Source organism: Rheinheimera texasensis, from assembly GCF_964031785.1.
GTDB lineage: Bacteria > Pseudomonadota > Gammaproteobacteria > Enterobacterales > Alteromonadaceae > Pararheinheimera > Pararheinheimera texasensis_A.
The window spans coordinates 99247-113557 of the sequence record NZ_CAXIRE010000018.1; the positions used below are offsets into that span (position 1 = coordinate 99247).

Annotated in this window: 13 protein-coding genes; 6 read left to right on the forward strand and 7 right to left on the reverse strand. The window is 54.5% G+C overall.

Annotation, left to right across the window (positions count from 1 at the left end):
* Complete coding sequence (locus ABNT34_RS07975; protein WP_031567620.1) at nt 1-858, forward strand: SPFH domain-containing protein; 858 nt, start codon at nt 1-3, stop codon at nt 856-858.
* 11 nt (nt 859-869) lie between these two features.
* Nucleotides 870-1085, forward strand: a complete 216-nt coding sequence (locus ABNT34_RS07980; RefSeq protein ID WP_348730429.1) for an Arc family DNA-binding protein — start codon at nt 870-872, stop codon at nt 1083-1085.
* On the opposite strand, the gene pnuC is transcribed toward ABNT34_RS07980, so the two are convergent.
* The 7 genes from pnuC to dksA form a co-directional block, all read right to left on the reverse strand.
* Nucleotides 1025-1615, reverse strand: a complete 591-nt coding sequence (gene pnuC / locus ABNT34_RS07985) for a nicotinamide riboside transporter PnuC (protein WP_348730431.1) — start codon at nt 1613-1615, stop codon at nt 1025-1027. The two genes, ABNT34_RS07980 and pnuC, sit on opposite strands and share 61 nt — an antisense overlap.
* Entirely contained in the window at nt 1615-2457 is an 843-nt protein-coding gene (panC, locus tag ABNT34_RS07990) for a pantoate--beta-alanine ligase (RefSeq protein ID WP_348730433.1), read from the reverse strand. The genes pnuC and panC overlap by 1 nt, the downstream gene beginning before the upstream one ends.
* Before the next feature lie 15 nt (nt 2458-2472).
* Entirely contained in the window at nt 2473-3264 is a 792-nt protein-coding gene (panB, locus tag ABNT34_RS07995; protein ID WP_348730434.1) for a 3-methyl-2-oxobutanoate hydroxymethyltransferase, read from the reverse strand.
* 92 nt (nt 3265-3356) lie between these two features.
* Nucleotides 3357-3851 carry a 2-amino-4-hydroxy-6-hydroxymethyldihydropteridine diphosphokinase gene (gene folK / locus ABNT34_RS08000; protein WP_348730436.1) on the reverse strand — a complete coding sequence of 165 codons (495 nt, stop codon included), beginning with the start codon at nt 3849-3851 and terminating at the stop codon, nt 3357-3359.
* Nucleotides 3848-5527 carry a polynucleotide adenylyltransferase PcnB gene (pcnB, locus tag ABNT34_RS08005; protein WP_348730438.1) on the reverse strand — a complete coding sequence of 560 codons (1680 nt, stop codon included), beginning with the start codon at nt 5525-5527 and terminating at the stop codon, nt 3848-3850. Before pcnB ends, folK begins: the two co-directional genes overlap by 4 nt.
* A gap of 220 nt (nt 5528-5747) precedes the next feature.
* Complete coding sequence (gene gluQRS / locus ABNT34_RS08010; RefSeq protein WP_348730440.1) at nt 5748-6644, reverse strand: tRNA glutamyl-Q(34) synthetase GluQRS; 897 nt, start codon at nt 6642-6644, stop codon at nt 5748-5750.
* Entirely contained in the window at nt 6644-7093 is a 450-nt protein-coding gene (dksA, locus tag ABNT34_RS08015; protein ID WP_348730442.1) for an RNA polymerase-binding protein DksA, read from the reverse strand. Before dksA ends, gluQRS begins: the two co-directional genes overlap by 1 nt.
* A 243-nt stretch (nt 7094-7336) precedes the next feature.
* Here dksA and ABNT34_RS08020 point away from each other — a divergent pair, with 243 nt between their 5' ends.
* The 4 genes from ABNT34_RS08020 (at nt 7337) to mrcB (ending at nt 14297) form a co-directional block, all read left to right on the forward strand.
* The gene (locus ABNT34_RS08020; protein ID WP_348730444.1) at nt 7337-8137 is read left to right on the forward strand and encodes a sulfite exporter TauE/SafE family protein; all 801 of its coding nucleotides are present in this window, start codon (nt 7337-7339) and stop codon (nt 8135-8137) included.
* Between the two features lie 89 nt (nt 8138-8226).
* Entirely contained in the window at nt 8227-9525 is a 1299-nt protein-coding gene (gene pepB, locus ABNT34_RS08025) for an aminopeptidase PepB (protein ID WP_348730446.1), read from the forward strand.
* Between the two features lie 63 nt (nt 9526-9588).
* Entirely contained in the window at nt 9589-12063 is a 2475-nt protein-coding gene (hrpB, locus tag ABNT34_RS08030; RefSeq protein ID WP_348730448.1) for an ATP-dependent helicase HrpB, read from the forward strand.
* Nucleotides 12060-14297 (forward strand): penicillin-binding protein 1B, encoded by a 2238-nt coding sequence (mrcB, locus tag ABNT34_RS08035; RefSeq protein WP_348730450.1) that lies wholly within the window; start codon nt 12060-12062, stop codon nt 14295-14297. Before hrpB ends, mrcB begins: the two co-directional genes overlap by 4 nt.
* The last annotated feature ends 14 nt before the right edge of the window (nt 14298-14311 follow it).

Consider the following 14311-nt stretch of genomic DNA (forward strand, 5'->3'; position numbering starts at 1 on the left):
ATGCTGAAAGAAACTCGGGCGCAGGCCAAATCAGGTTTTACTACGTTGTTTGTGTTGCTCGTACTGCAGATTGCGTCTGTGGCATTAGTCCTGACCATGCCGCCGTTGTTAAAAGTGTTGGCATTGCTGGGCGGTATTGTGGTGTTTATCTGCTGGTTTGGCTTTTATATGGTGCAACCGAATCAGTCGGCGGTGCTGCAGTTGTTTGGCCGTTATGTCGGTACTGACTTTGAAAACGGCCTGCGCTGGGCTAATCCGTTTTACAGCAAACAAAAAGTCAGCCTGCGGGTGCGCAACTTTGAGAGCAGTAAATTAAAGGTCAACGACCATGCCGGTAACCCGGTGGATATCGCAGCTGTGGTGGTATGGAAAGTGGTCGACAGCGCCGAAGCGGTGTTTGAAGTGGAAGACTACGAAAATTTTGTCAGCATTCAGAGCGAAGCCGCCATTCGTTATTTGGCGTCAAGTTACCCCTATGAAGCAGAAAAAGAGCACGATATCAGCCTGCGCAGCAGCGGCACTGACATTACTGATTTGCTCCGTACCGAAATCCAAAACCGTTTACATAAAGCCGGGGTGGAAGTGATTGAAGCGCGCATCAGTCATCTGGCTTATGCACAGGAAATTGCCAGTGCCATGTTACAACGTCAGCAAGCGCGGGCTGTGGTGATGGCGCGTCAGCAGATTGTTGAAGGCGCGGTTGGTATGGTCGAAATGGCGCTGCAGCGTTTGTCGGAAAAAGACGTGGTGCAGCTTGATGAAGAACGCAAAGCGGCGATGGTCAGTAATCTGCTGGTGGTGCTTTGTGGTGACCACAGTGTGTCGCCAGTGATTAATACCGGAACTATTTATTCTTAAAAAGGTGAGCCGTGGCTAAAAAAGCTTTTGCGTTGCGCATTGACGAACAGATGTTGCAGGCGCTGCAACACTGGGCGGATGATGAGTTTCGCAGCGTCAATGGTCAGATTGAGTTTTTGCTGCGGGATGCGCTGGTGAGGGCGGGGCGTGTGAAGCGGGTCGCGCCTCAGCCGACAGATTTATCCACAGAAGCGCCCGCAGCTCCTGCCGGCGATGACAGCCAATGACGCCATTGCCACAAGCCATAAGCAGCATTCAGCCAATATAACGCATAAAACGCCGCGGTCAGTTCCAGGCCGCGGTGATAATACAGCGGGATAGCAATGCTGTTGACCAGTAACCAACACCACCAGTTTTGCAGGTAACGCCGAATCAGCAGCAACTGCGCCAACACGCTGAGTGTCAGCACCAGACTGTCCCAAAACGGCGCATAGGCGTCAGTCCAGAAGTGTAACAGCGCGCCATAGAGTGCGGCTATGACTAATGCTGCGGTGAGATAAGGTAGCAAATACCGGCCAGGTAATTGCCGGATCGGCAAGGCCTGTGCACTCTGCCAGCTAAACAGGCCCCAGACTGCGGCCGCGATGAAAAATAACTGCAGAACCACGTCGGCATAAAGCTGATGCTGATAACACAGCACACCAAACAAAGCACAGCCGGCGATGGTCGCCCACCAGGTCAGCGCCGAGTTGCGTGCGGCCAGCCAGATGGAGCCTGCGACCAGCAGGTTGGCAGCGAGCTCCAGTGCCGATGGCATCAGACTTCCAGATTATCGATAAGGCGCGTAGTGCCCAAATAAGCAGCCAGCAAAATCACCAAAGGTTTGCTGTTGCTGTCTGCCAGTTCCAACGTCTGACGGTCGCAGATATGAATGTAATCCGGCCGGAACCCGGCCTGACTCAGCGTGTCGGCAACTTGTTGTTCCAGCGCGCGGAAATCAGCAAAACCATGGCTGATTTGCTGGCGCAGCCATTGCAGTTGCTGATAAATCAGCGGCGCTTTGGCACGGGCATCCACAGATAAATAACCATTGCGTGAACTGAGTGCCAGGCCATCAGCGGCGCGTTCGGTGTCGATACCGATGATCTCAATCGGGAATGACAAATCAGTAGTGAGCTGACGGATCACCGCCAGTTGCTGGTAGTCCTTTTTGCCAAACAGCGCTAAGTCGGGCTGCACCAGGTTAAACAGCTTGCTGACGATAGTAGCAACACCACGGAAATGACCCGGACGGCTGGCGCCACAATGCTGGTCGCCGACTTTCGGCACTTCTACTGCGGTTTGTACATCCAGGCCACGCGGATACATCAGTTCCGGCGTTGGCGTAAATACGGCATCGGCCTGATGTTCGGTGAGGCCAGCACAGTCTTCAGTTAAAGTGCGCGGATAACTGGCCAAATCTTCATTGGCACCAAATTGCATCGGATTGACAAAAATCGACACGATGACCCGGTCGGCGCGCTGACGGGCTTCATCGACCAGCTTAAAATGACCGGAATGGAGATTACCCATTGTTGGTACAAAAGCTACAGTCTGGCCGGCCTGACGCCAGGCCCGGACCGTCGCGCGTAATACTTTAATATCTGAGATCACCAGCATCAGAGGGCTCCCGTATCAGAAACTATGCTCAGGGCCAGGAAAGGCCGCACTTTTCACATCCGCGACAAATTTGCTGATGGCTTTTTTGATATCACCGGTTTCCTGCAGGAAATTTTTGGAAAACTTCGGAATATAACCGCTGCTGATCCCGAGTAAATCGTGCATCACCAGCACCTGACCGTCGGTGACGACACCAGCGCCGATGCCAATCACCGGAATATGCAGCGCTTTGCTGATGCGCTCGGCCAGTAAAGTTGGGATACATTCGACCACTAACAGCTGGCAACCGGCCTGCTCCAGTGCTATGGCCTGCTGCAGGATATGTTCAGCGGCAGCATCGTCGCGGCCCTGCACTTTAAAACCACCAAACACGTGCACAGATTGCGGCGTCAGGCCAATGTGGCCACAGACCGGCACACCGCGTTCAGTTAAAGCTTTGATGGTCGGTAACAGAAATTCGCCGCCTTCCATTTTTACCATATTGGCGCCGGCCTGCATCATCGGGGTGACATTGGTAAAGGCCTGCTCCATAGTCGCGTAGCTCATAAAAGGCATGTCGGCGATGATAAAAGCTTGTGGGGCGCCGGCGCGCACGCAGCGGGTGTGATAGGCAATTTGTTCAACGGTGACCGGCAGGGTGTCGGGTTGGCCTTGTAACACCATCCCCAGCGAGTCGCCAACTAATAAAGTCTCGACGCCACTGTCGGCGAACAATTTGGCAAAGCTGGCGTCGTACGCCGTCAGCATAGTGATTTTTTCACCTTGCTGTTTCATTTTCAGCAAAGTTGCAGTGGTAATTTTTGCCATGATGCTCTTTTCCGACCATTAAAAAATCCGCGCGCAAGATGGCATATTAAGCCCGGTGCTGCAAGCATCAGATGGCGCGAAAGCGCCGGATCTCAGGCTTGCGGCGCCGCCAGGATCGTCAGATCGTTGCGCGGCACCTGTAATGCAATATCTGCCAGCGCACCAAGGCCTGGAATAACCAGTGCCGGCGCTAGCTCAAGCAAAGGGTAGACCACAAATTCACGCTGATGCAGGCCATAGTGTGGCACTGTCAGCCGCGATGTCGCGAGTACCGCTTCACCATACAGCAGGATATCCAAATCCAAAGTGCGTGGGCCCCAGCGTTCATCTTTACGTTGCCGGCCCTGTTCCAGCTCAATGCGCTGTAATTCGTCCAGTAAGGTTTCCGGCGCTAAGTGGGTATCCAGCGCCGCAACCGCGTTGACATAATCCGGCTGGTCTTGCGGCCCCATCGGTTTGGAGCCGTAGAAACTACTGACAGCGGCCAGCTCGCTTAGTGGTAACTGCATCAAAGCGTTCACCGCTTGCTGCAGCTGTTGCAGTGGCGCGTCAAGATTGGCGCCAAGGCCGAGATACACCCGGATCATGCCTGATCAGCTGCCGGTTTACGCCGCACAGGCTTGCGTTTACGCCGTGGTTTGCGTGGTTCAATGCCTTCTTTGCCTAAATCCAGCACCAGCTCTTCACGCTCTGCGTCATCGGCGTTGACAAATTGCTGCCACCACAACGCCAGTTCGGCCAGGTGGCCGCCTTCGGCTTTAGCGCGCAGTTGCATAAAATCAAAAGCACCGCGGAATTTCGGCAGCTCCATCAGTTTAAAGGCGCGCCGGCCAGCCCGTTTGCCGAGGCGGCCTTGCAGCGACCACAAGTCACGCACCACCAGCGTAAAACGTTTTGGAATACCGATAGTGCGGACCAGGTCGTCCAGCACTTCGGTCATGGCGATATTCAGCGCGTCGATGTCATTCAGGCCACTTTCAATCAGCAGTGTCTGCATGCGCAGTTCCACCGGATACCACAACAACGCCGCATAGATAAACGCTGGCGTGACCGGTTTATCCTGCGCGACCCGCTCGTCGGTGTCCTGCAGCGCGTTAGTGATGAGGTGGAACACTTTACCTTCGTTGTCCTGCTTCAGCACTTTGTGTACTTGTGGCAATAACTGTTTCAGGATGCCGAGGTCGCGCATCATCACGAAGTTGTCAAACGCCTTACCAGCCATCAGCAGCTTCAGCGATTCGTCAAATAATCGCGCCGCCGGGATGTTTTTCAGCAGGACCGCCAGTTCCGGGATTAACGCGGCAGTGGCCGGCGCCAGATCCATATTCAGTTTGGTGGCAAAGCGGATGGCGCGCAGAATCCGCACCGGATCTTCACGGTAACGGGTCTCCGGGTCGCCAATCAGTTCAATTTTGCGCTGTTGGATGGCTTCTACGCCGTTGGCAAAATCGTAGATAGCAAAATCACGTACTGAGTAATACAGTGCATTAATGCTGAAATCACGACGTTCTGCGTCTTCTTCGATAGTGCCGTAGACGTTGTCGCGCAGGATCTGGCCGTGGTCAGAACGCACGCCGGCCGGGATGTTTTCCTCTTCTTCGCCGCCGCTGTGATGACCACGGAAAGTCGCCACTTCAATGACTTCACGGCCAAATACGACGTGAGCGAGGCGAAAACGCCGGCCAATCAGCCGACAGTTTTTAAAGACGGCACGCACTTCATCTGGGGTGGCATTGGTGACGACATCAAAATCTTTTGGAATAAGGCCCAGTAACAAATCACGGATACAACCGCCGACCAGATAAGCTTCAAAACCAGCATCATTTAAGCGATACAGCACTTTGAGTGCATTCGGGCTGATGTCTTTGCGCGAGATACTGTGCTGGTCGCGTGGAATGACGCGCAGCGCCGGTAAAATCGCTGATTGATGATCAGGATTCAGTTTAGGGCCCAGATTGCCGCTGTCGCGACGTGGGCGGGGCGTGTCGCGGTGTGTGTCGCGGTGTGTGTCTCGTTGTGCGTCGCGGTGCGAATCATGGCGCGAACGGTCGCCCTGATATTGAGAGTCTTTGTTACGTTCAAAACGTTCACGCGGTGGCCGGCCCGGACGGCCATTGTCGTTGCGCTGATACTCAACATTAGTGCGACGTGGCCGACGTTCCGGAGCCGCTGCAGCTGGTTGCTGGGCGTCGGTTTGTTCCACCACAGCTTCGGTGATGGCTTTGGCTTTTTTGCCGGTGAGCTTGCGGCAAAAATCTAACACTCTGGAAATAATGGCCTTTCTCCTTGAAAGAACGGTGTTGTGTGGTGAGTTGTGGCGGCGCATTCCTGCGGCACTTGCTGGCAGCGCATTCCGGAAACAGACAGACTTCAATGCGGCCGGCGGCCAGTCACCTGACAGGCGAAAAAAAATTGCCGGTATGATAACGCAGGCTGGTGAAAAAATGAATGAAAATACGGTACTGCCGGCAATCAGAAACCGGTCAGGTAAAACTGTTGATTTGAATTTCAGGCTGCCGTGGCACTGTCGCTGCCTGCCAGTGTTGCAGGGCAAACTGCAGCAATTCTGTGACTGGTAGCTGCTCTGCGTCTACAGGCAACTGTTGGCCTAAAAACCGTAACGCGGCCGTCAGTGATTGCGCCGGTGCAAAACGGCGAATGTCGGTGGCGTGATTTTGTTTACTGAGTTTGTGGCCAGGCACTGTCACGGCCAGCGGCAAATGGCCATACACCGGCACCGGTGCACCAAAAGTGCGGCACAGCGCCTGTTGGCGCGGTGTCATCTGTAATAAATCGGCACCGCGGATCACTTCGCTGATGTGTTGTTCGACGTCATCAATCACCACCACCCACTGGTAGGCAAACAGGCCATCACGGCGTTTGATGATGTAATCTTCCCCGGCAAGGGCGGTTGGGATCTGCTGCAGGCCGCGGAACACATCGGTAAATTCAGTGTTGACTCCTGCGCTTTTCAGGCGCCAGGCCAGTGGTCCCGCATGGGCCGGCAAACCCAAACCACGGCAATGACCGTCATAAATACCACCCAAAGCAGCAACACGGGCACGGTTACACTGACAGCCATACAGCTGTTGCCGGAACTGTTCGAAATAATCCTGGTATAAATCAAGTCGTTGGCTTTGCCAGACTACGCTGTCGTCCCAATGCAGGCCAAACTGTTCCAACGTGCGCAAAATTTCACTGTCTGCGCCGGGCACAGTGCGGGGGGCGTCGATATCTTCAATGCGGACCAGCCACTGGCCGCCTTGTGATTTGGCGTGCAGATAACTGCCGAGCGCGGCCACTAATGAGCCGAAATGCAAAGGGCCGGATGGCGATGGCGCAAACCGGCCCCTGACACAGGAGAAGTCGACGGTCATCATTAACCGCCGAGTTGTTTTTCCTTGATCTCTGCCAGCGTCTTACAATCGATACACTGGTCCGCCGTTGGCCGGGCTTCCAGACGTTTGATACCGATTTCGATGCCGCAGGTATCGCAGTAACCGAAGTCTTCGTCTTCGATTTTCTGCAGGGTTTTTTCAATCTTTTTCAGTAGTTTGCGCTCGCGGTCGCGGGCACGCAGTTCCAGGCTGAATTCTTCTTCCTGTGCCGCGCGGTCCACTGGATCCGGGAAGTTTGCTGCTTCATCGGCCATGTGGTTTTTAGTGCGGTCCACTTCTTCACGCAGCTGTTGACGCCAGGCGTCGAGGATTTTGCGGAAATGTTCCAGCTGCTTCGGGTTCATGTACTCTTCGCCCGGCGCGTCCTGATAAGGCAGCACGCCAGCCATGGCCAACAGGCCGAGAGATTTGGTAGTTTTGCCTTCTGGCATGGTAGTCTCCTGTATAACAGTGCCAAGCAAAAAGATGGCGGCTATTGATAGCAGAATATCGGCACCATCGCAATCACATTAAAAAAAGCCGCGGAAGTATACAGACAGACCACAGAACCGTCATCCGGTTCTGCTGTTTTTCTCAGCAAACCGTGGCAATTTTCACCGCTTTCCGTTACATGCGCGGAAAAGGGCCGGCACAATAGCAGAAAATCAGGCAAATAACAGGAGATTGAAGACAAGATGGAAATTTGGTGGGCATTTTTATTATTGGGCGCAGTGGTCGGTTTTGTCGCCGGGCTGCTTGGCGTGGGCGGCGGCGCTATTATGGTGCCGGTGCTGACGACCTTGTTTATGTCACTGAATTTTCTGCCGGAACAGGTGGTGCACATCGCGCTCGCGACGTCGATGGCGTCGATTATTCTGACCAGTATCGCCAGTACCCGTACGCATCAGCAACATCAGGCCGTGTTGTGGCCCGTGGTGAGGCTGATGAGCGCAGGTATAGTGCTTGGGACTTTTGGCGCCACTTTTATTGCTGCCCGTGTCAGTGCGTTACCACTGGCGATTTTTTTCAGTGTTTTTATGGCTTATGTTGCGCTGCAGATGCTGCTGAATATCAAACCCAAACCGAGCCGGCACTTACCTGGTGCTGTTGGCATGACTGCGACTGGCATTGGCATCGGCAGTATTTCTGCACTGGTTGCGATTGGTGGTGGTTCGCTGACAGTGCCATTTCTGACCTGGTGTAATGTGCGGGTGCAACAGGCGATTGGCACTTCTGCTGCGATTGGCTTGCCGATTGCGCTGAGCGGCAGCATTGGTTACGCCGTGGCGGGTTGGGATCAGGTTGGTTTACCGCCATTTAGCCTGGGTTATATCTATCTGCCTGCAGTTTTATTGATTTCGGCAGTCAGCTTTTTTACGGCGCCGCTCGGCGCAAAACTGGCGCATCGTCTGCCGGTGGCGACCTTAAAAAAAATCTTTGCGCTGCTGTTGATTGGCCTGAGTGCAAAAATGCTGCATAGCATTCTGACACATTAACAGCTGCGGTCCGCGCTGCTGTCCTGTCTTTGCTGCGCTGTGATACACTCGGCCCATTGTGGTATTTGTCCCGATTAAAAGGTTTTGTTATGGCTGAACTGTTGCAAATTCAATTAAGCAGCGCTGCTGCTGACGTCCGTTTTGGTAAAAACCCGCTGTTAACACCAACTGCCGATGGTTATCAAATCCATCAGAGTGGCGCTGAAGTGCTGCGGCAAATTCAAAAAGCTGGCCGGACTTTAGATGGGCTCGGTGTACAGACACTGCAACTGGCTGGTGACGGCTGGACTTTGGATAAACAATGGGCCTTTTATCAGGGTTTCTGCACTGCGAAAAAATTAGGCGGCGTGCACTGGACTGGTGATGACACCACTGTGGCGCAATTGGTCGCGTTACAGCAATGTTTTGCCTGGGCGAAAAAACAAACCAATGCCGCGCCGGAAGATTTATATCCGGAAAAACTCTGCCACGAAGCCATCGAGTTTATCGGTGCGGTGGCCGGGGCCGGTAAAGTGACACACCGGGTGATCAGCGGCGATGCGCTGCTGAGTGAAGGTTGGGTTGGTGTGCATGCCGTTGGCCGCGGCAGCGATCGCGCGCCTGCTATTTTGGTGCTGGACTACAATCCGTCGGCTGACTCACAAGCGCCTGTCGCTGCTGCGCTGGTCGGTAAAGGCATCACTTTTGACAGCGGCGGTTATTCGATTAAAGCCTCTGAAGGCATGCTGACGATGAAATGTGACATGGGCGGCGCTGCCACTGTTACCGCCGCGTTGGCGCTGGCAATAAGTCAGGGCCTGCAAAAGCGCGTCCAGCTGATTTTATGCTGCGCGGAAAACCTGATTAACGGTCGTGCATTTAAACTGGGCGACATCCTGACTTACAAAAACGGTGTGACGGTGGAAATCGTCAACACTGATGCGGAAGGGCGTTTAGTGCTGGCTGACGGCCTGCAAATCGCAGCAGCTTCAGGTGCACCTTTAGTCATCGATGCCGCGACCTTAACCGGTGCGGCCATGATGGCGGTAGGTACTGAATACAATGCGATTTTTGGTCTGGACAAAGGCCTGCAACAAAGGGTGCTGGGTTATGCTAACGCAGTCACAGAGCCGGCCTGGCCATTACCACTGGAGCGCTGGCATCAGCAACAATGTCCGTCTGCTTATGCCGACACGGCGAATAGCCGGCCGGTCAAAGGCGGCGGCACGGGTGGTGCAAGTAACGCCGCTGGTTTCCTCAGCCGTTTTGTTGGCAATGACGGCGCCGGCTGGTTGCATGTTGATTTAGCCGCCGCCTTCCAGGGCTCCGCCAATGGCTTCTGGGGCGCTGGCGCAACTGGTATGGGCATCCGGCTGATTGCTGAGACGCTGCTGCGCGAAACTGCTTAATTTGCCCTGCGGTAGCGCTGAACCCGGCGCTACCGCGTATCACTTTTACTGACACGGACTGCCATGACGTCGTTTTCTGCCGCAGCCTTGCCGGTTGCCGATATTCTGCCTGCGCTAGTGCTGCAACTGGAGCAGCAGTCGGTTGCGATCCTGACTGCGCCGCCTGGTGCCGGTAAATCCACCTATTTGCCACTTTATCTGCTGCAACAGCCAGCCTTTGCCGGCAAAAAAATCATCATGCTGGAGCCGCGCCGGCTGGCCGCCAAAAGTATTGCTGCTTATCTGGCTCAGCAGCTCGGGGAAGCCGTCGGGCACACGGTCGGTTATCAGATCAGGCTGGAGCAAAAACAGTCGGCGGCAACCCGCTTGCTGGTGGTGACCGAAGGCGTGTTGATCCGCAAGATGCTCAGTGACCCGCTGCTTGAAGCTGTCGACCTGCTGATTTTTGACGAATTCCATGAACGCAGCCTGCAAACCGACCTCGCGCTCGCGCTGGCTTTGGAAGTACAACAGCTTAACGATCAGCTGAAGTTGCTGCTGATGTCGGCCACGCTGGACAGTGACAAACTCAGTCAGCGTTTACAGGCGCCGGTGCTAAAAAGCCTCGGCCGCAGTTTTCCGGTCGATGTGCGTTATCAGGCGCCAACTCAGCAGCCGCTGGCGCTGCAGTGTGGCGATTTAGTGCTGCAGGCACTGGCGCAACATGCTGGCAATCTGCTGGTATTTTTGCCGGGACAACGTGAAATCGACCAGTGCGCCGAGTATTTACAAGAGCGCTTGCCGGATGCATCCATCAAAGTACATGCACTGATTGGCAGTTTGTCGCTGTCGGAGCAACAAGCCGCCATCGCCGCACCGCCAGCCGGCCAGCGCAAAGTGGTGCTGGCGACCAATATCGCCGAAACCAGTTTAACTATTGATGGCATCAGTGTGGTTATTGATTCCGGGCAGGCCCGTGCCGCAGTGTTTGAGCCGAAACTCGGTTTTAGCAAACTTGAAACTATTCAAATCAGCCAGGCGGCTGCAACACAAAGGGCAGGCCGCGCTGGCCGGCTAATGCCGGGCGTCTGTTACCGGCTGGATACCTTGGAGAAATGGCAGCGCCGCCGGGCCCAGACAGTGCCGGATATTCTGCAGGCTGATTTGTTGGCGCTGCGGCTTGATATTGCCGGTTGGGGCGCCAAAGTCAGTGATTTGTTCTGGCTGGACGCGCCACCGCCGAAACAGCTGCAGGCCGCCGAACAATGTCTGCAGCTGCTCGGCGCTTTGGACGAGCGGTTGCAATTAACCGCTAAAGGCCGGCAAATGCTGGCTTTACCAGTGGAACCGCGCTTAGCGGCGATGTTATTACATGCCCGCAAATTAGAGCAGCAAGGTGAAACCGGTGCCGTCAGTCTGGCGGCCACCATTGCCGCCCAAATCGAACAGACGCGGCGTTTTGCCCAGACTGAACTCAGCAGTCAGCTCAGGTTCCAGAACGACATGGCAAGGCAGCAGTACCAGCAGCTGTTACAGCTGATGCAGGGCCGGCATAGTCAAAGCCTGCCTCTGTCGTTAACACCAGAGCTGTTAAGCCGGGCTTTTCCCGACCGCATTGCGCAAAACCGTGGTCAGGGTTATCTGCTGGCCAACGGTAGTGGTGCCAGTCTGCCGCCGGACGATGCGCTGCAGGGCGCTGCGGTATTGGTGGTGGCGGATTTGCGGCTGTGGCAACAACAAGCTGTGATTAGCCTGGCCGAGAAATGGACGCTTGATGCGTTAATCCAAAGCTGGCAAGCCGATTTACACTGGCAGAACCGGCTGGAATTTGATGAGCAAAACGGCCGTTTTATTGCTGAAAAACAGTTGCGGCTCGGCGCTTTGGTGCTCAAACGGCAACAGCGCAATGATGAAATACGCAGCGATGACCGGCGTCAGGCCTGGCTTGACTATCTGCAGAAAAAAGGTCTGCAGGTATTACACTGGAGCGACGAAGCCTTGCAGTTACAGCAGCGGCTGGCATTGGCGCGGCAGTTACAGCCGGAGCAGCCCTGGCCTGATTTATCCTTAACACAGCTGCAGGACAGCCTCCCGGACTGGCTCGGGCCTTATTTAGGCGATGTGCGCAGTCTGACGCAGTTACAGCAGCTGAACCTGAGCCAGATTTTGCGGGACAGGCTTGATTATGCGCAGCAACAAAAGCTCGATGCGTTGCTGCCGGCCAGCTGGCGTTCAGTATTGGGTACTTATGTTGCGCTGGATTATCAGCCAGACGGTGAAGTGCATTTAGCTATCCGGCTGCAGGAGATGTTTGGTCAGCTCACCACACCAACGGTGGGTCTGGGCGCTGTGCCTGTGACTATCACTCTGTTGTCACCGGCAAAACGACCACTGCAGGTAACCCGAGATCTGGCCAGTTTCTGGCAAAATGCTTATCAGGATGTAAAAAAGGAAATGCGCGGGCGTTATCCTAAACATTATTGGCCGGATGACCCGGCAGAAGCAGAACCAACCAACAAAACCAAAAAAGCGATGGCAAATAAAGCGACGGACCGATGACGACAAAACGTAAAACGGCAAAAAAAACGCCGATGAACCCACTGCTGCGTTCAGTATTGTTATTCAGCCTGAAACTCGGCCTGCTGCTACTGGCGGCGATGTCGATTTATCTGATTTACCTCGACAGCAAAATCACCACGTTATTTTCCGGGCATAAATGGCAGGTGCCGGCGCAGTTATACGGCCGCACGCTGGAACTGACACCGGGTAGCCACTTAAATCAGAAGCAGTTTCTTGACGAACTGTCGCGGCTGCAATATAGCGCCGATCCGCGGCTGAACGGCCCGGGGCAATATGATGTCAGTGGCAATACGGTACACGTGGTGCGGCGCGCTTTTGAGTTTCCGGATGGCGCTGACGGCGTGCGGCGTTTTAGTGTCGAGTTCGCCGGTGAATTTGTGCAGCGGCTGTATCAGGGTGATAAAACGCTGCAAAAAGCCCGGCTGGAACCGCAATTATTACAACATCTGGTGGCTGCCGAGCAGGAAGACCGCGAACTGGTTCGTTTAGCTGATGTGCCACAGCCGATCCGGGAAACTTTGTTGTTGGTAGAGGATCGGGAGTTTTATAGCCATCACGGTGTGTCGCCGTTATCTATTATCCGCGCCTTCTGGCAAAACCTGCTGGCCGGCCGCACTGTACAAGGCGGATCGACGCTGACCCAGCAGCTGGCGAAGAACATGTATACCAATCAGCAACGCACCTATTTGCGCAAAGTGAATGAAGCGCTGATCGCGTTGGTGCTGGATTTCCGCTACAGCAAAGACCAAATTCTGGAAGCCTATTTAAACGAGATTTTTATCGGCCAGTTCAAAGACAACCCGGTGCACGGCCTTGGGCTTGGCAGCCGGCTGTATTTTGGTAAACCGCTGGCAGAACTAAAGCCGCACGAATACGCCTTGCTGGTCGGCATTATTAAAGGCCCGTCGGTGTATGACCCGCGCCGCTTTGCCGACCGTGCGCTGAGCCGGCGTGATCTCATTCTCGACTTAATGGCTGAACACGGCATCCTGAATCATGACCAGCACAACGCGGCCAAACAGCAGGCGTTGGATGTGATCCCGCTCGGACAACATTTAAAAGGCCGTTTTCCGGCCTATATCGACAAAGTCCGCCAGGAATTGCGTCAGCTGATTGCCGACACATCTCAGTTGCAGCAGGGATTGCGCGTCTTTACTTATCTGGACCCGATGGCGCAACAGGCAGCCGAGCAGGCGATGTCGGCCCGTTTGAGTCAGCTCAATGACAAAATTGAAGGTGCGATGCTGGTCACTGATTATCAGCGCGGTGCATTAAAAGCCATTATCGGCGGCCGTCAGATGCAATATGCTGGTTACAACCGCGCTTTGTCGGCGCGCCGGCAAATCGGCAGTATTGTCAAACCTGTGGTGTATTTAGGGGCGCTGCAGCAACCGGCAGTATTTAATCTTGGTACTATGCTGCAGGATACGCCGATGAATTTGCGCAGCGGCAGCCGCAACTGGCAACCGCAAAACTATGATAAAAAATTCCGCGGTCCGGTGCCGATTGTGACAGCGCTCAGTCAGTCGCTGAATATTCCGACTGTGCGGCTTGGCATGCAGGTTGGCCTGCCTAAACTGGCTGATAATCTGCAACAGCTCGGGTTGCAGCGCGAGCTGTCGTTGCAGCCGTCGTCTTTGTTGGGAGCTGTTGAGCTCAGTCCTTTTGAAGTGGCGCAGCTGTATCAGACGCTGGCGAATAAAGGCCAATATCTGCCGCTGGCTGCGGTCAGTGCCATCACAACCACTGAAGGTCGCGTGCTGCATCAGCGTCAACAAAAAGCTGAACAGCGTATCGCGCAGGAGCCATTGTATCTGTTGCAATATGCCCTGCAGCAGGCGACACAGCAGGGCACTGCGGCCGCGTTATCATCACAGTTTCCACGCACCCGCTTTGCTGGTAAAACCGGTACATCCAGTGATTATCGGGACAGTTGGTTCAGCGGCTTTGACCACGAAACTGGTATTGTGGTCTGGTTAGGCCGAGATGATAACCAGGCCATTGGCCTGACAGGGGGCAGCGGCGCCTTACCGGTGTTTGCCGGTTATTTCAGCCGGATGCCGCCAAATTCGCTGTTCCGCGCGGTGCCGGACAAAGTTCGTAAACAATTTATTTCAAAATTATCAGGTCGACCTGTAGCAGAAAGTTGCGTTAATGTATTGTTATTACCGGTCATTTCGGTTGAAATGCCGCTTAGTGGTACCTGCGATTAATTGTTAATAAAATG